Origin of the sequence: Paeniglutamicibacter terrestris (assembly GCF_012271785.1) — a bacterium.
Lineage (GTDB): Bacteria > Actinomycetota > Actinomycetes > Actinomycetales > Micrococcaceae > Paeniglutamicibacter > Paeniglutamicibacter terrestris.
Genome location: NZ_JAAWVT010000001.1, coordinates 1 through 21,009, shown reverse-complemented (window position 1 = coordinate 21,009; position 21,009 = coordinate 1). Strand labels below are relative to the sequence as shown.

The following is a 21,009-nucleotide window of genomic DNA, read 5'->3' as shown; positions in this document are numbered from 1 at the left end:
GGCCTTCGGCCGCAACGGTTTTCAAATCGTTGCCGCCGGGGGCCCTTTTGCATGCCTCGGAAGCTTCTTGGTCTTTCCTTGTCAGGAACTCAGGGTTTCCTGAAGGTCATCGGGCTCGCCACCGATCGATGGGACAGGGAAGAGGTCGCCTTTGGTGTGGAAACAACCGACGAGGGCGGAAGATATCGAACCATGCTGATGTTCAACCCACAGTCCGGGCGACTGACGAACTATGTGGAAGAGTTTTTGGTAGACGATGACCCGGTGACTCAGAGTCATTTCGCGACCAATCTGGTCACCCGCTACATAGTCATCTCCTAATAGTCGGAAAACGGTTCTGGTCGGGGACGGAATTAGGATGGTACTCATGCCCTCGAATTCCGTTCCCGAACTTTCGTCCATGGAAGTTGCCCGCCTCTTCATTGCCGCACTGCAGACCCACGGGGTCCGCGATGTGGTGATCTGCCCCGGATCACGCAGCGCACCGTTGGCCTACGCGCTGGCCGAGGCCGAAGCCACGGGAAGCATCCGGTTGCACGTTCGTATTGATGAGCGGGTGGCAGGCTTTACCGCGCTGGGTCTCTCCGAGGCCAGCAGGTTGCCCGCGGCCATCGTGACAACATCTGGAACAGCGGTGGGGGAGCTGCTGCCTGCCGTGATGGAGGCTAACCACTCGGGTGTTCCGCTGGTGGTGCTGTCCGCTGACCGGCCGGAGGAACTGCACGGGACCGGAGCAAACCAGACCACAAATCAGATTAACCTTTTTGGTCATCACGTGCGTAGTGCCGAAAACATTCATGCGGGGCAAGACCCCGTCGCAAGTATCGGGCGGGCACTGTCCGCGGCACGTGGGACGGCAACTGTGTCGGCGGGCCCGGTTCAGCTCAACGTGGCTTTCCGAGATCCACTGATTCCAGGGGATCACGAATCTCTTCCCCAGTTCGGGGCAAACATCGTGTCTCCGCCCCACCCACGTCCGGTTGCCTCAACGGTGAGTTGGAATACTAGTGGCGCGAGCCTGACGCAACGGACAGTCGTGGTGGCCGGGCATGGGGCCGACGCCGACGCTGCTGACTTTGCTCAGGCGCTGGGTCTTCCGCTATTTGCCGAGCCCAGCTCGAACGCACGATTTGGTTCCCGCGCCATCGGCCCGTACCGCACGCTATTGGCATCCCACGGTGCCCGCATCCAGAAAGTGGTGCTCTTCGGAAGGCCGACACTGACCCGACCGGTGGCCAAGCTACTGGCTGATCCGACGATTAAGACCGCGCTCTGGCATCCGGCCCCGGCTCCTTGGTTTGAAGCGGGCCGCCGACGCGAGGAACTGATCGCTGATGCGGCCGCTTTGGTGGCCTTCGCCGGGCGTCCCCCCGCCGGTTGGCTAGCGGCCTGGCAACAGCTGGGGACGCAGGCAGCTGAGATCGTTGCGGCCTCGATCGACGGCAGCGGAACACTAAACGGTCCGGTGCTGGCCCGCGAAATCTGGGCTACAACAAGGGGCAACCTGGTGGTCGGTTCCTCAAACATCATTCGGGATGCGGATCTCTGCGCAGAACCCGCGGCGTTTCCCACCGCGCGGGTGTTTGCAAATAGGGGACTGGCTGGCATTGATGGAACCGTGTCCACCGCGACGGGCATCGCTCAGGCGAGCGCAAGACAAAAGACCACGGTGGTTCTCGGTGACGTGACTTTCCTGCATGATGTGGGCGGATTGTTGTTGGGTGCGGGGGAGCCGGAACCCGAGATGGACGTGGTGGTCCTTAACGATGGTGGTGGCGCGATCTTCTCGACGCTGGAGCATGGTGCCATTGAAGCTTCCGGTCGCTACGCAAATACTGTCGAGCGCCTCTTTGCCACCCCACATCAGGTCGGTATCCAGCCCCTCGCGGCTGCCTATGGTTGGGACTACTGTGTCGCTCGAACAGTGGAGGAACTGCGCGCAATTTTGCAGGAACGCGGTACCCGGCGCATTATCGAGGTTCCCGTTTCGCGCGATGGATTGCGCCCCATGCATGCGCAGATCAGTGAACAAATCAATGCCCTAGTCTGGCCCGAAGAGGACTAGAAACCGCATGCCTGGACGGGGTATCACTCCTCTGGGCCAGCGAAAATTTGTATTGCTGCTTGCGCCGGCTATTGCGGTGCTAGCGCAGCCGTTCCGGTGCCAAGGTTTGGTACCGAACGGATGCGTGGATTGCTGCCGTGTACACCGTCCAGTTCTAAGATCAGCACGTGGTTAGTTCCAGATCTAACGACGGGTGCCGGAAGAAAGAGTGAGAGCTGCGGTCCAACGTCCCAGAACCGGCCGAGGCAAAAATCATTAACCCAGACGTACCCTTTGCCCCACCCGGTGAGGTCGAGATACCCGTCGGCCGCCACCGAAGCCTCGAAGCTCATGGAGTGAAATGCGCCTTGGCCACCATCGCAGGATTCCGCAGTTGTGACCCGGTCTAGTAGCTCCGGGCTGGGGGGCTCCGGCAAAGCCATAGCAGTCATTTGCCAACCATGGATCTCTTGACGTTCGTGCAGTACCGCTCCAAGAATTCCCTTGCGCTCGCCAACCAAGCGACCGTAGTTCACTCGTCCCATGGATTCGACGATCAGTTCGATGCCCAGCCCCTGGGGCGGGACAGCTAGGTCGAAAGGAACTTGGTTGTTTCGTTCGAAGATGTGAACGCTCTTGCCCTCGATGAGCAGATGTGCACGGTCAGCAAGCCCATCGATCGTTAGTGGGTAGGAACGACGGGGGCCGGGGATGGTGGCCGCATACCGGACCAAGCCATGAGAAAGCCCAAGTTCTTCGAAACTTAGCGGATGACCAGACTCGATGGTGGTGGGGTTTCCTGCGGCAAGGGCGTCGAAATAGGCAGGCAAACCTACTGGTTCACTGTTGGGAACCAGCTCAGTGTCGGGCAGCAGCGGCTCAGTGAATTCCTCTAATTCCGGAAGGGTCCGGTACTTGGAAATAACGTCGCGGTAGGCGTGGAACTTGGGGGTGGGTGCACCACGTTCATCTAGCGGAGCATCATAATCGTAGGACGTGACAGTCGGTTGGTAGCTGCCGCCGCTGCGTGCTTGTGGTGGGTCATAGTTTGCGCCAGCTCCGGTGCCAAAGTTGGTTCCACCGTGAGCCATGTAGAAGTTGACCGAGGCACCCATGTCCAGCATTTCATCTAATGCGTTTGCCGCGTCCTTGACGTCTCGGGCATGGTGTTCCTCACCCCAGTGATCAAACCAACCGTTCCAGAATTCCATGCAGAATAAGGGATCACCGGAGCGGTGTCGCCTGAAATCCCCAAAAGCCATGGTTGCCGCGGAACCGAAATTTGCTGTGGCGTTGACGCCAGGGATCATACCGCCGGTCAGCATATGGTCCTCGGGTCCATCGGAGGTGAACAGCTCAACATCGACGCCACGTTCAACTAGGGACTTTCGGATCTGCTCGAGATAAACCTGGTCGGAGCCGAACGAGCCATATTCGTTTTCCACTTGAACCATCGAAATCGGCCCTCCGTGGGATTCCAATAGCGGAACGACTCTGGGCAAAAGTTCATTGAAGAATGATTCAACAGCCGCAACATAGCGTTGATCGCGAGTGCGCACGTGGATACCTGGTTGAGCCGTCAACCAAGAGGGCAGTCCACCGTTGTCCCACTCGGCACAAATATAGGGGCCAGGCCGGAGGATGACCTTGAGGCCTTCCTCCCTTGCCAAGCCGACGAACCGCTCTAGGTCGGCACCGCCACTGAAATTAAATTCGCCTTCACGTGGCTCATGGACGTTCCAGGCCACGTATGTTTCCACTGCGTCTACGCCCATCAGCCTCAGCCAATGAAGGCGGGTGCGCCACTGCTCGGGGTGGGTCCGAAAATAGTGCAGGGCTCCGCTAATGATCACGTTCTGGTTCCTCGGTTCTGGATCGAAGCTTGTCCCAACAGTCAAAATGCAGGGCATTGCATACCATCGAAAGACGGAAGCAAGTGTGCTTCTACCTCACTTGCATGTCTTTCGATTGTTATCGATAACAACTATAAATGCAATGACCTCGAGCGATAATATCTGTTTAGCGTGCCGCAGTACTCGAGCGAACGATGAGCTCCGGCACGATGAAGGTGGTTTTAGCTTGGGGCTCGAGAGCCTCTTCGTCGCCTAAGAGCACGTCGAGGTGACGTACCGCATGTCGGCCCATTTCCTCGAGCGGCTGACGGACGGTGGTGAGTGGGGGTGCGCAGTAGGCGGCGAGTTCGATGTCATCGATACTAACAACGGAGATGTCCTCCGGAACGCACCGTCCGAGTTCTTTGACCGCTTTTATGAGGCCGAATGCCATCTCATCGCTGGCGACGAACGCGGCGGTGGCATCGGGCATCCGTCCGAGGATCAGCCCCGCACGATAGCCAGACTCGGCACTCCAATCTCCGTAGATCTCTGGTGGAACGGGTAGCTGATGTTCCTCGAGTGCCCGCCTCCAGCCGGCAATCCTGGCTTCTGACTCAATCCAGTCCTTGGGTCCGGCGACATGCCAGATATTGGTATGGCCACACTCGATGAGATGCTCAACCGCGAGTCGGGCTGCATGCCCCTGATCGAACCCGACGACCTGTTCGCCCGCGGGAAGTGGGGTGTCGATGGCTACCGAGGGTACTTCGCTCAGTAGATTCTCTACCTCCGTGGAAGAATCCTGCAGAGGGATGGCGGTGATAATTCCATCCACGCCCTGCGCCACCAGTCGACCGAGCCCATCCTCAAGGGAGCGTGCTGAAAGATTGGTAATGGAGACGAATGTGACTGAGTATCCGCGGGCGGCGGCTTCCCGTTCGATGCCTACTATCAGTGTCATTCGAGAGTATGAACTGGTGGAAAGTGTGATCACGCCGATCATATTGCTCTTACCCGTCACCAAGGCCCGAGCCGTCGCGTTCCGGCGGTAGCCCAGGCTCTTCGCCGCATCCTTAACTGCTTGGCGAGTCTCCGGCTGGACATTCGGATGGTCACTCAGAGCGCGAGAGACGGTCTGTGCCGATACGCCTGCAAGCTGTGCCACGTCGCGCATGGAAGGCGCGCGGTGTGGTTTCTGTTCCTTCATGTCCCTCGAATCCGATGGTGTTTGTCACTACGAAGTGGTGACTACGGGTGTTACATAACAATGACTCTAGGCGATGCAGACGAATGCTGGCCATGGAATTATGAAATTTGAGAAAACATTCACTGCTCTTGTTATCGATAACAAGCTATGGCATTCTGGATTCTACGCTTGATGTTGCGCGGCTCACACGAGGTCACTCTTGGGAGAACGCGGGCGAGCCAGGTGTCGGGGTCAACCTCGAAGACAAGCCTTTGATTATCCGTACCGGTCAACTATGAAGCCGGTGGTAGCAGTGGAGGAAATATGAATAGCTTCAAGCGTTGGGGGATTGCCACTGCTGGCACCCTCGCGGCAGCTCTCGCCCTGACCGCATGCGGCGGCGGCAGTGGAACCCCTACTCAATCGTCGTCTCCCGCAGCAGCGAGCAGTTCGGCAGCATCCCCAGCCGAACTGACCTTCTGGGGATGGGCCCCGGGATACTCGGACAGCGTGAAGGCCTTCAACGCCTCGCAGTCAGACATCGTCGTCAAGTTTGAAGAAATCCAGCCAGGTTCGCGTGGCGGATATGAAAAGATGCTAAATGCTGTTCAGGCAGGCAACGCTGCGTGTCTGGGACAGGTTGGATACGAGACGCTTACCAGCTTTGCGGCGCAGGGAGCCCTTGAAGACGTTTCACAGTTCGCCAACGCTAACCAGAGCGAATATGTCGACTTCGCATGGAACAGCGTCAAGGTCGGCGATGCTGTCTACGGCGCTCCGGTGGACACCGGCCCCATGGCATTGTTCTACAACAAGGAACTCTTCGAAAAGTACGATGTTGAGGTCCCGACCACGTGGGTTGAATACAAGGCAGCTGCCGAGAAGTTGCAGGCAGCAGACGCGAAGATCAAGATCAGCTCGCCCTACGCAAACTACGATTACGCGGGCTTGTCCTGGCAAGCTGGCGCACCGTGGTTCAACATCGAGGGTGACAGCTGGAAGGTCTCCGTCGATTCTGATGAAAACAAGAAGGTTGCCGATTACTGGCAATCACTGGTTGATGCGGACACCATCGCCTCTGCGCCCATGTACGATCCGGCTTGGTTCAAGGGCTTGGGCGACGGTTCAATTGCCACCTTGGTTGGTGCTGTGTGGCAGGCAGGCGTAATTAAGGGCGACGCGGCAGATGGCAAGGGTAAATGGGCCGTGGCCCCCATGCCTCAGTGGGATGCCGCTAACCCATCGGTGGGTAATGTCGGTGGCTCGGCCACCGCTGTTCTGAAGGGTTGCGAAACTCCGGAGGCTGCTTGGAAATTCGCAAACTACTTGTCCACCGACGCTGACAGCTACGGAAACCTCATCGAAAAGGGTGCCCTGTACCCAGCTGCCAAGGCATTGCTGGAGCTGCCGCAGCTGACCAATGAAGACGCGTACTTCTCGAATCAGAAGATTTTTGATGTCTTCAAGGAAGAAGCTCTCAGGGTGAACCCCGAATGGACCTGGGGGCCGAACATGCCGTTGACGACAACAAAGCTTGACGATGGACTGAATAAGTCTTGGGCTGGCAACGGCAAGATGGCCGATGCGCTCACCGAAGCGAACACGGCAACAGTGGAAAACATGACTAGCCAGGGCATCAACGTCACTGACTAATCCGATTCCCGTGGCGTCTCGTTCGAGCCGCCACGGGTTTCAACGTTTGCAATAAACACCGGAAGGCAGCAGCACCATGAGCGTGGTTTCTCAAATCAGACCCCCACTCCGCAAACCAAGAACCAAGGGTCGTCCCGCACACACAGCAGCAATGCTCGTGGCACCTTTTGCGGTGTTTTTCGTAGCAATGTATCTGGCTCCGCTAGGTTTTGCCATCTACCGTAGCCTTTTTGTGTTGAAGCGCGACGGTCTGGGTTTAAGCGCTCCGACGATGGTTTTTGACCCTTTCACTAACTATCTCAAAGCTTTTAGCGATCCGGTTTTCATCGAGTCTCTGGGCCGTGTGCTGCTTTTTGGCGTTGTCCAAGTGCCGGTCATGTTGGGCCTCGCCACAGCTTTGGCGCTCTTAATCGACTCACGTTCGGCACGAGCCAAGGGATTCTTTCGACTCACAAGTTTCCTGCCCTACGCGGTTCCCGGCGTCATTGCGGCACTGATGTGGTCGTTCCTTTATTCCGGCAGTTCGAGCCCCATCAACGCGTTGTTGGAGCCCCTTGGTGTTGTCATTCCGTTCCTCAGCGAGGACATGGTTCTATGGTCGGTGGCTAACATCGTCACGTGGGGCTGGACCGGGTACAACATGATCATCATCTACTCGGCGCTCCAATCAATTCCGGGGGAAATCCTCGAGGCGGCAAAGATCGATGGGGCTTCGGCCTGGAAAATCGCCTGGAACATCAAGATCCCCATGGTGCGTCCTGCCTTGATTCTTACGACCGTTTTTTCCATCATCGGCACCGCACAGCTATATAACGAACCCAAGGTGTTGCAAAGTGTTTCCGGTGGTTCCATTGACTCGGCATTTACCCCGATCATGGCCGCTCAGGCAGCTACTGCCGCGCAAAACTATCCCTACGCTGCTGCCACCTCGGTGATTTTGGCAGTCTTGGTGGGCATCTTGTCCATCACTTTCTTCAAGATCACGAATCGAGGCTCCGACTCATGAGCACTCAAGCAGAAGTCCTAGCAGTCGCAACAAACGATGCGAACGCTGCCGATGGTCCGACGAAGGCCTCGGGTTCCGGGAGGAACTTCGGGAAACAGAAAATGAGCAAGGCGCTCAACAACCGCGAGACGTCCCTCGCCAGCCGATTGGTTGTCACAATCGTCCTGGGTTGCTTTGCCATCTACTTCCTGGTGCCGATCTGGTGGCTGTTTGTCGCGGCTTCGAAGCCGATGGGCGAGCAATTCTCCGCCCCTGGTTTCTGGTTTAACGGCATGCACCTCGGGAACAACGTTGCCGAGCTATTGACGTCTCGTGATGGCATTTTCATGCGATGGATCCTGAACTCCGTGTTGTACGCAGGCATCGGTGCCATCGTGGGAACCCTGTTGGCTTCGATGGCCGGTTATGCCTTGGCAAAATACAGCTTCCGCGGCCGAGAAGTTGTATTTGGTGTAGTGCTTGCCGCCGTCTTGATCCCCAAGATCCTCTTCACCCTGCCGCTGTATCTGATGTTCTCCGAGGTCGGGCTGATCAACAATCCGTTGGCTGTGATCCTGCCTAGCATCGTCAGCCCGTTCGGCGTTTACCTCTCGCGGGTCTTCGCCGCACAATCGGTGCCAGATGAGGTCATCGAGGCCGCCCGCATCGATGGCGTGAGCGAAGTGGGAATCTTCTTCCGTATAGGAATGCGCATGATGACCCCGGCGCTTGTGACGATCTTCCTGTTCAACTTTGTGGAAATTTGGAACAACTATCTGCTCCCCGCGATGGTTATCAACGATTCCTCGTTGCAGCCGGTGACGGTGGGGCTGGTGTCTTGGTTTGCCTCCAACGGCAAGGTCCCCATGTCCCTGGTGGTGATCGGTGCTCTAGTATCGGTGATCCCGCTCTTGTTGCTCTTCTTATTCCTGCAGCGATTCTGGAAGGCTGGACTGACGGCAGGCGCCATCAAATAGTTCGTGGTTCCGGAAAAACATCAAGGAGCGGCTGACTCAATCCCCTCAGAGGGGATTGAGTCAGCCGCTCCTTTGTCGTGGGCAGATCGCCACCTTACGCACACGGAGAAGGGCCCAAGATGAGTACTAAGGACCCCTAAGCGGCCCGTAGCGCGCGTCAAAACAAAAATGGGGCGCCTACCGCCTGAATAGGTGGTAAACGCCCCAAAAGATCCGCTGCGGGATGCCTAAGTGTCGATCTCTACGTGAGTTGGATCGAGAACGCGCTTCAGGAAATCCTTCGTACGCGGCTGCTGCGGGTTACCGATGACGTCCTGGGCAATGCCCTCTTCGACCACCACGCCGCCATCCATGAAGATCACCCGGTCTGCGACCTCCTTGGCGAAGGACATCTCATGGGTTACCACCAGCATGGTCATTCCGGCTTTGGCCAGCGAGCGCATGATGGCCAGAACTTCGCCGACGGTTTCCGGGTCGAGAGCCGACGTCGGCTCGTCAAAGAGCATGAGGGTCGGATCCATCGATAGCGCCCGGGCGATGGCCACACGCTGCTGCTGGCCGCCGGAGAGCTCGTCGGGGTACCGATCGCCGAAGGCTCCCAGGCCCACCCGGTCCAAATTCTTTTGTGCAACCTCTTTGGCTTGTGCGGCAGGGCGCTTAAGCACCTTGGTCTGTGCCACGGTGCAGTTCTGCGTCACCGTTAGGTGCGGGAACAGGTTGAACTGCTGGAAGACCATGCCGACATTCTGGCGCATTTTGTCGAGGTCAACATCGGGGTCGGTCGTCTCGAAGCCGCCGACGTGGATCTTGCCCTCGTTGGGCTTCTCGAGCAGGTTGACGCAGCGTAGCAACGTTGACTTTCCGGAGCCCGAGGGCCCAATCAGGCAGACAACTTCTCCCGGCTTGACCTCCAGGTCGATGCCCTTGAGGACTTCGTTGGAGCCGTAAGACTTGCGCAGCCCGGTAATGGAGACCCCTGAGGCCTTGAAATTCGCCGGGATGTTTGAAATGTGAGTCATGAGCGTTTTCCCTATCGCTTCGTCCGTGCGGAACGGGATTCGAACTTTCGAGCGATCAGGCTCAATGGAACGGTGATTACCAAGTAGAGCGCGCCCGCCACAATCAACGGCGTGATGCCGGCGCCGAGAGAGGTGATTCCGTCGCGGCCAAACTTGGTCATTTCGTACTGGGCCATACTCGCACCCAGGATGAAGGCCAGTGACGAGTCCTTCGTCAGCAAGATGACTTCATTGGTCATGGGAGGCAAAACGATCTTGAATGCTTGGGGGATCACGATGGTCACCATGGCGCGCCACGCGGGCATGCCGAGTGATCTGGCGGCTTCACTCTGGCCCTTGGGCACGGCCTGAAGACCAGCTCGAAGGGTCTCGGCGATGTATGCAGCGGAAACCAACCCAAGGGAAACCATCACAACCACGGGCTGTGGCCAGTTGGTTCCGGGGAACGCCGTCGGGATTCCATAACCGAACGTGATGAGAACCAAGATGGCAGGAATTCCGCGGAAGAACTCGATGAATCCGGTGGCGAACCAACGGTAAGGTGCGAAGCTGGCCATCTTCATCAAGGCCAGCAGCAGGCCCAGGACGAGGCCGAAGGCAAAGGAAATAGCCGTGTAGTACAGGGTGTTCTTCAACCCGACGGTGATCAGCTCGGGGAAGATCGGGCCGAGCTTGTCGAACGCGAAGAAGGTACTGCCGAGGATCTTCCAGTCGACTTTCAGCAATACAGCCACGATGACGCCGACGAAGATAATGATCTGAACAATTTTGCTTAATCGGGCGCGTTGACGAGTTGTCATGGCCATGGGATTAAAGCCTTCCGTGAAAGGTAGCGAGGCCCACGGCCCGGTGAGGAGCCGTGGGCCTCGCTTGAGAGATTGCGTTGAACGTCGAGGACGTTAGTTGGTTGCGCCGAACCACGTTTCCTGGAACTTGGCCAGCGACCCGTCATCGGTCAGGCGCTTGAGTGTGGAGTTGACCTTCTCCAGCATCACGGTTCCGCCCTTCGGCACGGCAATTCCGAGCTTTTCACCGGTCTTGAAATCTGCCACGCGCTTGAACGTCGGATCATCCTTGATGGCGTAGGCCAGAACCGACTGGTTTCCAAGGGTTGCTACGGTCGTGCCCGCCTTCAGCGAGGCAATCTGCAGGCCGGAATCTTCGTAGCCGATGGCGTCAACCCCGTTGTCTTTAGCGTACTTGGCACCCGTGGTGGCCTGCTGGACGCCGACCTTCTTACCCTTGGCGGACTCGATGTCCGTGACACCGGAACCATCCTTGGCGATCAGGGTGAGGTCATCATCCATGTACGGCGTGGAGAAATCCATGTTGGCCTTGCGCGCATCGGTGATCGACAGCGATGAAATCGCGATGTCGCACTGAGTGCGGAAGAGCCCGGACTCGATGGAATCGAAGCTGGAGTCGATCACATTGAGTTCGAGGCTCAAGTCTTTGGCAATCTCGGCGGCAATGTCCATATCAAAACCGACATTCTTGCCATCCTTGACGAACTCGAACGGTTCGTAGGGAATGTCGGAGCAAACGGTGAGCTTGCCGGCGTTCAAAACGGTGACAGCATTCGGGTCCGAGGACGATGATGCTGCCGGTGTTTCGCTGCTTCCGCAACCGGTGAGTGCAAGTGCGCCCATGGCCCCCACGGCCAAGGTCTTAAGCACTGAAGTTGAAATCCGCATGGAGTGTGATCCTTCTCTAGGTGATCGCTCGCAAGGTTTGCGTTGATGATTATTGTAACCGTCAACACGAGCTCCCGAGATATGTCTCACAGGCTACATTTATTTCACAGGAGTAAACAAGAGGGTTTTGTTACATTTTCGAAACGCCACAGTGACTCGGTCATCACATGGACACTGCGCGAAAGTGCGCCCCTCATGATGTTCGGGCGCCGTTCTCATGGAACAATGCCGTCGCGGCGCCGGGCGCTTGGATCGGAGGATTTCCTTACAAACCAAGGGCTTCGCGCATGGGGCGCATTTTGGCCCATGACTCCGCAAGTTCCTCGGTGGGGTTCGAAGCAGCAACGATTCCACAGCCCGCGTAGAGTCGCACCGAGGTGGGGGACTCGACGACTCCACCGCGCAAAGCAATGCCGAGTTCACCGTTCCCGCGCGTGTCGATCCAGCCCACCGGTCCGGCATACGGGCCGCGGTCCATGCCCTCGAGGTCGCGCAGGATCCGACCCGCTTCCTTGGTGGGGGTACCGCACACCGCGGCAGTGGGATGGAAAATTTCCGCCAGGTCCAAAACTCCGGGAACGGAGCCGTCAGCATGCGCCGAGAGCGTCGCGCGCACATCCGAGGCCAGATGCCAGACATTGGGCAGCTGCAGGACAAACGGCTCATCGGGTGCATCCATGCCCGAGGCCAGCGGGCCCAATTGTTCGGTCAGCGAATCGATCGCCAGACGATGTTCATGTCGCTGCTTCTCATCTTCGAGCAGCATCCGCCGAGCGTAGTCGCCGTCCCCGAGGGGAGCCGTCGCCCGGTCCAGGGTACCGGCCAAGACACGCGCCTCGGCAATGTCTCCGCGCACCCTCACCAACATCTCGGGGGTGGCGCCAATCAGGCCGTCCACCGAGTAAGTCCAGCAATCGATGTAGCGCAGTGCCAGCTGGCGCAGCACCTGGGCCACGGCAATCGGGGAAGCAAGTTCTGCCACGGCATCACGCGCCAAAACGAGTTTGGTGATGGCCCCGGTCTCAATCACGGAGACGCCCTTGCGTACCGAATCCATGTAGTCGGCCTCGGAAATCTGACCGGCAACGAGTCGGTCGGTGCCATGGGTCAGTTCGTGCTCGGGGGAGTACTCCTCCAGCAGCTGGGCCAGCTCGGACTCGGCCGCCTCGATGCTCAGCGGGGCCTCGGCATCGGCAACCGTGTAGGTGATCCAGCTGCATTCCTCGTTGCGGCCCACCACAATTCGTGGGATAACCAGCTTCGAGGCGTAGGTACTGCTGTAGGAAAACGCGAAGGCACCATAGGCAATCAGTCCGGTACCGGGGTGCTCCAACGGGTTATTCACCTGCGCGGATTCGGAGATCGCAGCCCACCAGGCACGAGCCAGCGTAAACCGTTGTGGACCTGTCGCTTCAAAGCGGGCGACCTCGCCAAAGCCGACGGTTCCTTCGCCGCGCCGGGCCCAGACCAGTGAATCGTCACGCGTGATGTAGTCGAGCAATCCATGCTCGCTCATCGCCGGGCGACGAATGGTCAGGGAACGCAGATGCGGGATGGTGTCCGTGGAGTCTGGCCCCACAGCGGCTGAAAGTTGGGAAGTCATGATTGATCAAGCTTACCGCCGCGCGCAGCACCGTATGAGGCGGGCGTGGCGCTGCTCACCGGGGAGGCGCGCCGCAACGTTTTCCCCTTGTGCCCGAACTTTGCGACAATGAGATGGTGAGCCGTGCATCGCTGGAAAAGCGCCCCGAAGAAGTCCAAGCCATGTTTGATGATGTTGCAGCGCGTTACGACGTGATGAATGACATCCTGTCGCTGGGCCAGACCCGCCGATGGCGCAAGGTCATTGTTGACGCTGTCGGCGCCAAACGTGGGCAACGCGTTCTAGATCTTGCCGCCGGAACCGGCACCTCCTCGGAGCCTTACGCCGATGCCGGGATCTCCGTGGTCGCCTGCGACTTCTCCCAGGGCATGCTTAAGGTCGGCAAACGTCGACGTCCCGACATCGACTTTGTTGCCGGGGACGCCACCAACCTGCCCTTCGCCGATAACAGTTTTGACGCCGCCACCATCAGCTTCGGGTTGCGCAATGTGAATGAGCCGAAGAAGGCGCTGGCCGAGATGCTGCGCGTGGTCAAGCCGGGCGGAACGCTGGTCATCGCCGAGTTCTCCCACCCGACCTTTGCACCATTCCGCACGGTCTACACCGAATACCTGATGCGGGCACTGCCGCCGGTGGCCAGGACACTGTCCTCCAACCCCACCGCCTACGTCTACCTGGCCGAATCGATTCGCGCCTGGCCCGCACAGGACGGCTTGGCCGAATGGATCGAATCCGCTGGCTGGGAATCCTGCCGCTACCGTAACCTCACCGGTGGCATCGTGGCGGTGCACCGCGCCACCAAACCCCTAGCCTAGGCTGGGGGAAGCGGGCTTAGGCCTGCACCAACGACCTGCGGTGAACCTGCCAGCTTGGGGGTGAGGGCAGTGTTGGCGATAGAGTGAAGAATGTACTTGAGCAGCTGGTGCCAACTCACCAGCAACCAGAATCGGCCACCGTGCCGCGGCTGGAACCGCCCGTCGAGAGATAGTAAGTCTTAGAACAGTGACCGATTCCCAGACCAACTGGACCGCTGCCGGACATGGCGTGCCTGACTCCCTTGATTTGAACCCGGAAACCAGCGTGCTGGCCGCCGCGGTGAACCTGCCCGGCGGTTTTGGGCGTATCGCCCTGGACCCGGAGTTCGGCCCCGCCATCGCTACCGGCCTGGCCAAGGTCGAGAAGCTGCTCCGCGATGCCATCGCCAACTCCGATCCCTTGATTGACGCCACCAGCCGCCACCTCGTTGAGGCCGGAGGGAAACGCATTCGTCCGCTGCTGGTGATCCTCACCTCGCTGCTGGGCGACGGTGTGACCGAGGACGTCATCAAGGCCGCAGCCATTGTGGAGCTGACCCACCTGGCCACGCTGTACCACGACGATGTCATGGACTCGGCCCCGCTGCGCCGCGGTGCACCGACGGCCCACGAGGTTTGGGGCAACTCGGTAGCGATCCTCACCGGGGACCTGATCTTCGCCCGCGCCTCGGTGCTCGGCTCGGAGCTCGGCCCGGAGGCCGTCTCCATGCAGGCACGCACCTTTGAGCGCCTGTGCCTGGGCCAGCTGCACGAGTCCGTCGGACCGCGCGAGGACGATGACCCGATCGAGCACCACCTGAACGTGATCTCCGATAAGACCGCGTCCCTGCTGGCCACCTCCGGTGCCTACGGCGCGCTCTTTGGCGGGGTGAGCCAGTACGTTGACGTGCTGCGCACCTATGGCGAAAAGGTGGGTGTAGCCTTCCAGGTTGCCGACGATGTCATCGACGTCACCGGGGCACAGATCCGCTCGGGCAAGACTCCCGGCACGGATTTGCGCGAGGGCGTTCCGACGCTACCGATCCTGCTGATGCGCAACGCTGCTGCCGCGGGCGATACCGATGCAGCCGCAGTGCTCGAACTGGTCGATGGTGATCTGACCAAGGACGAGGATCTGGCTCGCGCCGTGACCGCAGTGGCAGGTAACCCGGCCACCACACAGGCCTGGGATGTCGCGCGCAGCTGGGCCGATGACGCCATTACTGCACTGGCTCCGCTGCCGGAAGGAACCGTCAAAGAATCTCTGGTGGCCTTCGCCGACGCAGTGGTGACGCGCGAGCTCTAAGAGCTCCAACGGATCAAAAGAATTTAGTAGCGGAACCGTTCGGGGTTTTCTCCGAAGAGGTTCCCCTCGGCAAGGGCCGCTCGTAACTGGGCGGCCTTTTGTGCACGCTCTTCCACCGAAACGCGGTGGCGCAGGTGTCCATAAAGGTTGTCGCCGGCAAAGCGCGGGAAGACATGCTGGTGATAATGCCACACGTGCTGGTTGCCCGCCGGTTCGTTATGTTGCCGGGTGCTGGTGCCCTCGGGATCCCAGGCCAGCTTCATGGCTAGGGCGATGCGCCTGGTTTCATACATGATGTTGGCCGCGACGGTATCGGGCAGGTCGTAGAGCGCCTCATGATGGTCCACCGGGATGACCATGACATGGCCTCCGTGCGGACCAAAGCCGTCGCAGGCCATGATGACAGCGACCTCGTCGCTGCGGTAAATCAGATCGGTGGGGGCACAGAGATTATCTGCCGAATGAAGACCACCGGCCAGTAATTCGCAAAACGGGCACAGGTAGCCCTGCGGTGCATGTGACTTCCACAGGGTGCCCATGCCGGTCTGCTAGTTATCCAGTTCGGGGGAGAGTTCGTCGAAGACCCAGGAGAACATGTCCAGGACGTATTCGCTGAACGTTCCTTCCTCGCTCTTCCACGCACCCCGTGCGTTCTGCCGGCGGTAAACGATGGGGTCCGGGACCTCAAGCTGGTCCACACGGATGCCCCACACGTACTTTTCCTCTTCGTCCTCCAAGAACAGGAGGTAACCATCTTCGATTTCCAGCTCTTCGGGATCAAAGAAGTAGTGGTATGCCTCCATCAGGTCCTCGCAGCCACCTAGGGCCATGTAGAACTCGAGCAGTACCAAAGGAATGGGGAAGGTGAACTCGGCCAGTGCATCGTCGAGCTCGGCGGTGGTCAGGCCGTCCTCGGCCTGCCACTCGTCCTCGAGGTACAACGGAACCAACGAACGGAACTTCTCAAGGAACATTTCAGCCATGAATCCATCCTATCGGGCAGCGGGCTAGTTCAGATCCAAGGCCGTGAGGGCGAGCCACAATTGAACGCGGTCAGCGGTGGTGGTCGGATCATATCCGGAGAGCTCGCTGATCTGCTGAAGCCGGTAGCGCACGGTATTTCGGTGTAAACCCAGCGCGTCGGCCACGGCGCCCACGCTTCCGTCCAACTCAAGGTAGCTGCGCAATGTGCCCAACAACTCGGCGGAGTGCTTGGTATCAAAGGCCTGCAAGGGGGCCAGCGCCTCCTGGGCCAGCGCCTGCAGGGGGACATCTCGCGCGGCTAACAGCAACGAGGTCAAAGAGAGTTTGGATGGAGTATTAAGTTGCTCCCCATGACGCAACGCCTCGATGGCCTCGAAGAAACTCCAGCGCAGACCATTGGGTTGGGTGTAGCCGCCGCCAAAGCTCACCCGGGCGATGACCCCAGCACCCTGCAGGTACTCGTTGATGCCGTCGGCCAGGGAGGCGCCGTCGGTATTGGCGACCACCAGGGCCAAGCGATCATCAACGGTGGCGGAAATGATGTGTTCAAACTGTGGGGGGATCGGCAGGGTCCGCAGGGCCTTTTCCTGGCCCGCCGGGGCAGCAATGAGAACCACCGAGTGCGGTTGACTTGGCACCACCCCGATGCCCTGCAGCCTCGCGTCGGCCTGATGCCCCGTCAACGTTCCGGCCAAAAGGTCGGCGAAGACCTGCCCGGTGACCTTGCGGGTGGATTCGCGTAACCGGGCCTGGTTGGCCAGTTCCAACCCGATCAGGCCCTGGGCATAATCCACCAATGCCTCGTGTTGGTAGGGTTCGGCCAGATATAACGTGCACCTATCGCGCAGACCGGAGGCGACGGAGACCTCGTGCCATTTGCGGATGCCTAGCTCCGGTCCATGGATCGTGGCGGCGAATTGACGCAGAATCACCTCGGTGCCCAGCATGCGGGCAAGCTCGCGCAGCATGGCACCGAGCCCACCGGCCAGCAGCGTGGAAGCCAGACGCTGATGCCCCTTGAGCAAACGCTCAAGACGCAGCAAATGATCCGCGTTCAGCGCATCGGCAATCAACTTGGTGATGGCCATGAACGGAGTCTCGTAGGGAACCTCGAAGACGGGCAGGCCTAATTCGGTGCACTTACGAATCACAGCCGCGGGAACTCCGCGATGGCTTAACCCCGTACCAAAGCCCAGGGCCAGGGCTCCGGCGCCATGCACGGTCTGGACAAAGTTCTCTTGATTGGCGATCGATGTTTGCCGCAGGCCAGTGGTGAGCACGATTTCCCCGCCACTGAGGAAGGGGGAAGGATCCCGCAATTCGGTGACGGCCGCCCACTCGATGGGAGTTTGCCCGACCGCGGAGAAATCGGTGTGGGCTTTGAGCCTCAGGGTTTGAGACTCAAGAAGATTCACGAGGGTAATGGCCATGTACTCATACTATTGAACATTTTGTGCAGTCGTACGAAGAATGGAGGCGAAACACGAAACGAACCGCGCAAATGGCTATAACGCGGCTCACAAGTGGGTTAACGTGGTGTGCATGATCAACGCATCCTCGAGCGGGGCGCCAACGGCGGCACCCGTGGGCAGGGAGACCTTCTCCTCGCGCAAACTATTTATTCTCTCCGCCATCGGTTCGGCCGTTGGGTTGGGCAACATCTGGCGCTTTCCGTACGTCGCGTACGAAAATGGTGGCGGCGCCTTCCTGATTCCTTATTTGGTGGCCTTGTTGAGCGCCGGTATACCCTTGCTCTTCCTTGACTACGCCATCGGACATAAATTCCGTGGCTCAGCACCCTTGGCCTACCGACGCCTGCACCGTAGTGCGGAAGTTTTGGGTTGGTGGCAGGTGCTTGTCTGCTTCATCATCGCGATCTACTACGCGGTCATCATCGCCTGGTCCGGCATGTACACCTGGTTCTCGGTGACCAAGGCTTGGGGTGGGGACCCGGGAGGTTTCTTCACCGGAGACTTCCTGCAAGTCTCCGAGTCCATCAACGTGGGCTTCAACTTTGTTCCCGGCGTTTTCTGGCCACTGCTAGTCACCTGGGCCGTTGTTATTGGCATCATGGTGGCCGGGGTGAACAAGGGGATTTCGAAGGCCAACGCCATTTTCCTGCCACTGCTGGTGGTTATGTTCATTATTCTGGTGGTCCAGTCGGTATTCCTCCCCGGTGCGGTCGATGGACTGAACGCCTTCTTCACGCCCAACTGGGAAGCACTGGGAGATCCGGGCGTCTGGGCAGCGGCCTATGGGCACATCTTCTTCTCGCTCTCGGTAGCCTTCGGCATCATGGTCACCTATTCCTCCTACCTCAAGCGCAAAACCGACCTGACCGGCTCGGGCATGGTCGTTGGTTTTGCCAACTCCGGATTCGAGATTCTCGCCGGCATCGGCGTTTTCGCGGCTCTCGGCTTTATGGCACATAACGCCGGATCCACGGTGGGAGAGGTGGCGGTGCCGGGCATCGGCTTGGCGTTCATCGCCTTCCCCACGATCGTCTCGGCGGCGCCGCTCGGTGCGCTGATGGGGGTGCTGTTCTTCGGGTCCCTGGTCTTCGCCGGTATCACCTCGCTGATCTCCATCCTTGAGGTCATCGTCGCCGCAGTCCAGGACAAACTCGGTTGGTCGCGCGTGCGGGCTTCGCTGGCGGTGAGCATTCCAGTGGCCTTCATTTCACTGCTGCTCTTCCCCACGGCCACCGGGCTGTACCTGTTGGACACCTTTGATGCTTTCGTGAACAGCTTCGGCATCCTGGCCGGTGCGCTGGTCGCCGTTATCCTGATCGCCTGGTTCCTGCGTAAGCTGCCGATGCTTTCGGACCACCTGAATAAGGTCTCCTCGGTGCGCATGCGTACCACGTGGATCGCCCTGGTATCCGTGGTGGCCCCGCTGGTCCTGGGCTACATCCTGTACAACGAATTCGCCTCCAAGATCGCGGAGACCTATGAGGGTTACCCGGTGTGGTTTATTGGAGTCTTTGGCTGGGGCATGGCCGGTGCACTGGTGGTCGGCGCGCTGCTGTTGACGCTGATTCCGTGGAGCGCCAAATCCAAATTGAACGATCCCGAATACGCGGCCATGGTGGCCGCAGATGAAGCGGAGGAACAACGATGACACCCATCGCAATCGTCATGATGATCATCGCTATGGTGACCGTATGGGGCGGTCTGATCCTCGCCCTGATCAACCTAGTACGGCACCCGGAAGATGAGGGGCACCTGCCCGAGACCATCGCTCGAGAGCTCTAATTCCAGCGGCACCTTGGCGCCGCACTAACCAAAAGATCGGTCCGTTGTTTTGCGGGAGAATGACGCCCGCAAGAACAGCGGGCCGATTTTGGTTGGTCGCCGATTGGCTCCTGTGCATTTGCACTGGAAGAGGGGATCGACACTGTGCCAATTTCACTGGCGGGCGCCCTCGCGCGAGACATAGGCTACTGGGTAGTACAGACCACTTAAAACACCGGCTGCCAAAGTGTGCGCCGTCGCCCCAACCATGATGCGTTGCTGGGTGCCGCATGCCACTCGGTGGCGGGAAAGGATTGAAGATTCATGGACATCACCTACCGCATTGAACAGAAGCGCAACATCACCGGAGCCTTCCCCGGCCCCAAATCGGTGGAACTTGCTGCTCGCCGCGCCAACGCCGTCGCGCTGGGTGTTGCCTCCTCGATGCCCGTCTACGTAGCAGATGCCGATGGCGGCATCATTGTTGACGTTGATGGCAACTCCATCATCGACCTAGGTTCGGGCATCGCGGTGACCTCCGTTGGCGCCTCCAACGAGAAGGTCGCGGCCGCGGTGGCTGCTCAGGCAGCCCGCTTCACCCACACCTGCTTCATGGTCACCCCCTACGAGGGCTACGTTGAGCTGGCCGAAAAGCTCGCCGAGATCACCCCCGGAACCCAGGCGAAGAAGGCAGTCTTCTTCAACTCCGGTTCCGAGGCAGTAGAAAACGCCATCAAGGTGGCGCGCGTGGCTACCGGCCGCACCGCCGTGGTCGCCTTCGACCACGCCTACCACGGTCGCACCAACTTGACCATGGGACTCACGGCCAAGGCTGCTCCGTACAAGCGTGGATTCGGTCCGTTGGCCTCGGAGATTTACCGCATGCCGATGAGCTACCCGTTCCGCGAAGAAAACCCGAACATCTCCGGCAAGGAAGCCGCCGAGCGGGCCATCTTGAACATGGAGAAGCAGATCGGTGGCGACCAGATCGCCGCCATCATCATCGAACCGATCCAGGGTGAGGGTGGATTCATCGTTCCCGCCACCGGGTTCCTGCCCCGTCTGGCCGAATGGGCCAAGGAGCAGGGCATCGTTTTTGTGGCCGACGAAGTGCAGGCAGGCTTCTGCCGCTCCGGTGCCTGGTTCGCCTCGGATATTGAGGGCATCAACCCGGACATCATCACGGTGGCCAAGGGAATCGCCGGTGGCATGCCGCTCTCGGGCATTGTTGGCCGCGCCGAATTGCTTGATGCGGTTCACCCCGGTGGCCTAGGCGGCACCTACGGTGGAAACCCGGTGGCAGTCGCCGCGGCACTGGAAACCATCAAGTTCATGGAGGAGCAGGACCTGGCCTCACGCGCCCGCGAGATCGAAGAGCAGTTCTTCACCCGCATGCGCAAGCTCGCCACCGAGGTCTCGGCCATTGGTGACATCCGTGGCCGCGGCGCCATGGTGGCCATCGAATTGGTGAAGGCCGGCGGCATCGAGCCCGACATGGATCTGACCAAGAAGATTGCCGCGGACTGCTTGGCCGAGGGCGTACTGATCCTCACCTGCGGCACCTACGGAAACGTCATCCGGTTGCTGCCTCCGCTGGTCATCAGCGACGAGTTGCTCACCGAGGCCTTCGACGTTCTTGAGGCAGCGATCCGCAAGAACGCCTAATTGGTAGGCGCATGAAGATGGCGGGCCAGGG

General features: G+C 59.4%; 19 protein-coding genes. 10 read left to right on the top strand and 9 right to left on the bottom strand.

Going from position 1 to position 21,009, the window contains the following annotated elements; genetic code table 11:
* The first annotated feature begins 51 nt into the window (after positions 1 to 51).
* On the top strand, positions 52 to 321 hold the full coding sequence (locus HED64_RS00095) for a hypothetical protein (protein WP_168150142.1): 270 nt from the start codon (positions 52 to 54) through the stop codon (positions 319 to 321).
* Between the two features lie 46 nt (positions 322 to 367).
* A complete protein-coding gene (gene menD / locus HED64_RS00090) occupies positions 368 to 2,065 on the top strand; it encodes a 2-succinyl-5-enolpyruvyl-6-hydroxy-3-cyclohexene-1-carboxylic-acid synthase (protein ID WP_168150141.1) in 1,698 nt (565 codons plus the stop codon).
* A 68-nt stretch (positions 2,066 to 2,133) separates the two neighbouring features.
* Here the strand turns inward: menD and HED64_RS00085 are convergent, their stop codons facing one another.
* Both HED64_RS00085 and HED64_RS00080 read right to left on the bottom strand, forming a co-directional pair.
* Positions 2,134 to 3,897 (bottom strand): glycoside hydrolase family 35 protein, encoded by a 1,764-nt coding sequence (locus tag HED64_RS00085; protein WP_210149117.1) that lies wholly within the window; start codon positions 3,895 to 3,897, stop codon positions 2,134 to 2,136.
* A 166-nt stretch (positions 3,898 to 4,063) separates the two neighbouring features.
* Complete coding sequence (locus HED64_RS00080; protein WP_210149115.1) at positions 4,064 to 5,086, bottom strand: LacI family DNA-binding transcriptional regulator; 1,023 nt, start codon at positions 5,084 to 5,086, stop codon at positions 4,064 to 4,066.
* 303 nt (positions 5,087 to 5,389) lie between these two features.
* Here HED64_RS00080 and HED64_RS00075 point away from each other — a divergent pair, with 303 nt between their 5' ends.
* The 3 genes from HED64_RS00075 (at position 5,390) to HED64_RS00065 (ending at position 8,680) form a co-directional block, all read left to right on the top strand.
* Positions 5,390 to 6,718 carry an extracellular solute-binding protein gene (locus HED64_RS00075; RefSeq protein WP_168150139.1) on the top strand — a complete coding sequence of 443 codons (1,329 nt, stop codon included), beginning with the start codon at positions 5,390 to 5,392 and terminating at the stop codon, positions 6,716 to 6,718.
* 172 nt (positions 6,719 to 6,890) lie between these two features.
* Positions 6,891 to 7,724: a carbohydrate ABC transporter permease gene (locus HED64_RS00070; RefSeq protein WP_342590612.1), complete on the top strand. Its 834-nt coding sequence runs from the start codon at positions 6,891 to 6,893 to the stop codon at positions 7,722 to 7,724.
* Positions 7,721 to 8,680, top strand: coding sequence for a carbohydrate ABC transporter permease (locus HED64_RS00065; protein WP_245325577.1), 960 nt, complete (start codon positions 7,721 to 7,723; stop codon positions 8,678 to 8,680). Before HED64_RS00070 ends, HED64_RS00065 begins: the two co-directional genes overlap by 4 nt.
* A gap of 227 nt (positions 8,681 to 8,907) precedes the next feature.
* Here HED64_RS00065 and HED64_RS00060 read toward each other — a convergent pair whose 3' ends face one another.
* The 4 genes from HED64_RS00060 to HED64_RS00045 form a co-directional block, all read right to left on the bottom strand.
* Complete coding sequence (locus HED64_RS00060; RefSeq protein WP_168150137.1) at positions 8,908 to 9,699, bottom strand: amino acid ABC transporter ATP-binding protein; 792 nt, start codon at positions 9,697 to 9,699, stop codon at positions 8,908 to 8,910.
* Positions 9,700 to 9,710: 11 nt separating this feature from the next.
* Positions 9,711 to 10,505 carry an amino acid ABC transporter permease gene (locus HED64_RS00055; RefSeq protein ID WP_168150136.1) on the bottom strand — a complete coding sequence of 265 codons (795 nt, stop codon included), beginning with the start codon at positions 10,503 to 10,505 and terminating at the stop codon, positions 9,711 to 9,713.
* A gap of 93 nt (positions 10,506 to 10,598) precedes the next feature.
* The gene (locus HED64_RS00050) at positions 10,599 to 11,393 is read right to left on the bottom strand and encodes an ABC transporter substrate-binding protein (protein ID WP_168150135.1); all 795 of its coding nucleotides are present in this window, start codon (positions 11,391 to 11,393) and stop codon (positions 10,599 to 10,601) included.
* Positions 11,394 to 11,658: 265 nt separating this feature from the next.
* Positions 11,659 to 12,996: an isochorismate synthase gene (locus tag HED64_RS00045; RefSeq protein ID WP_168150134.1), complete on the bottom strand. Its 1,338-nt coding sequence runs from the start codon at positions 12,994 to 12,996 to the stop codon at positions 11,659 to 11,661.
* 116 nt (positions 12,997 to 13,112) lie between these two features.
* On the opposite strand from HED64_RS00045, the gene HED64_RS00040 reads away from it, so the two are divergent.
* The gene (locus tag HED64_RS00040; RefSeq protein WP_168150133.1) at positions 13,113 to 13,811 is read left to right on the top strand and encodes a demethylmenaquinone methyltransferase; all 699 of its coding nucleotides are present in this window, start codon (positions 13,113 to 13,115) and stop codon (positions 13,809 to 13,811) included.
* A gap of 187 nt (positions 13,812 to 13,998) precedes the next feature.
* Entirely contained in the window at positions 13,999 to 15,096 is a 1,098-nt protein-coding gene (locus HED64_RS00035) for a polyprenyl synthetase family protein (RefSeq protein ID WP_168150132.1), read from the top strand.
* Positions 15,097 to 15,119: 23 nt separating this feature from the next.
* On the opposite strand, the gene HED64_RS00030 is transcribed toward HED64_RS00035, so the two are convergent.
* From HED64_RS00030 to HED64_RS00020, 3 genes are read right to left on the bottom strand one after another with little or no spacing between them, the layout of a single operon-like run.
* The gene (locus HED64_RS00030) at positions 15,120 to 15,635 is read right to left on the bottom strand and encodes an HIT family protein (RefSeq protein WP_168150131.1); all 516 of its coding nucleotides are present in this window, start codon (positions 15,633 to 15,635) and stop codon (positions 15,120 to 15,122) included.
* A gap of 9 nt (positions 15,636 to 15,644) precedes the next feature.
* The gene (locus tag HED64_RS00025) at positions 15,645 to 16,079 is read right to left on the bottom strand and encodes a hypothetical protein (RefSeq protein ID WP_132358817.1); all 435 of its coding nucleotides are present in this window, start codon (positions 16,077 to 16,079) and stop codon (positions 15,645 to 15,647) included.
* A 24-nt stretch (positions 16,080 to 16,103) separates the two neighbouring features.
* On the bottom strand, positions 16,104 to 17,510 hold the full coding sequence (locus tag HED64_RS00020) for a PucR family transcriptional regulator (protein WP_168150130.1): 1,407 nt from the start codon (positions 17,508 to 17,510) through the stop codon (positions 16,104 to 16,106).
* A gap of 112 nt (positions 17,511 to 17,622) precedes the next feature.
* Between HED64_RS00020 and HED64_RS00015 the strand changes: the two genes are divergently transcribed.
* From HED64_RS00015 to gabT, 3 genes are all read left to right on the top strand, one after another.
* Entirely contained in the window at positions 17,623 to 19,200 is a 1,578-nt protein-coding gene (locus HED64_RS00015; protein ID WP_168150129.1) for a sodium-dependent transporter, read from the top strand.
* Positions 19,197 to 19,334, top strand: coding sequence for a methionine/alanine import family NSS transporter small subunit (locus HED64_RS00010; RefSeq protein ID WP_210149109.1), 138 nt, complete (start codon positions 19,197 to 19,199; stop codon positions 19,332 to 19,334). The genes HED64_RS00015 and HED64_RS00010 overlap by 4 nt, the downstream gene beginning before the upstream one ends.
* Before the next feature lie 303 nt (positions 19,335 to 19,637).
* Positions 19,638 to 20,978 (top strand): 4-aminobutyrate--2-oxoglutarate transaminase, encoded by a 1,341-nt coding sequence (gene gabT, locus HED64_RS00005; protein ID WP_132358809.1) that lies wholly within the window; start codon positions 19,638 to 19,640, stop codon positions 20,976 to 20,978.
* Positions 20,979 to 21,009 lie beyond the last annotated feature (31 nt).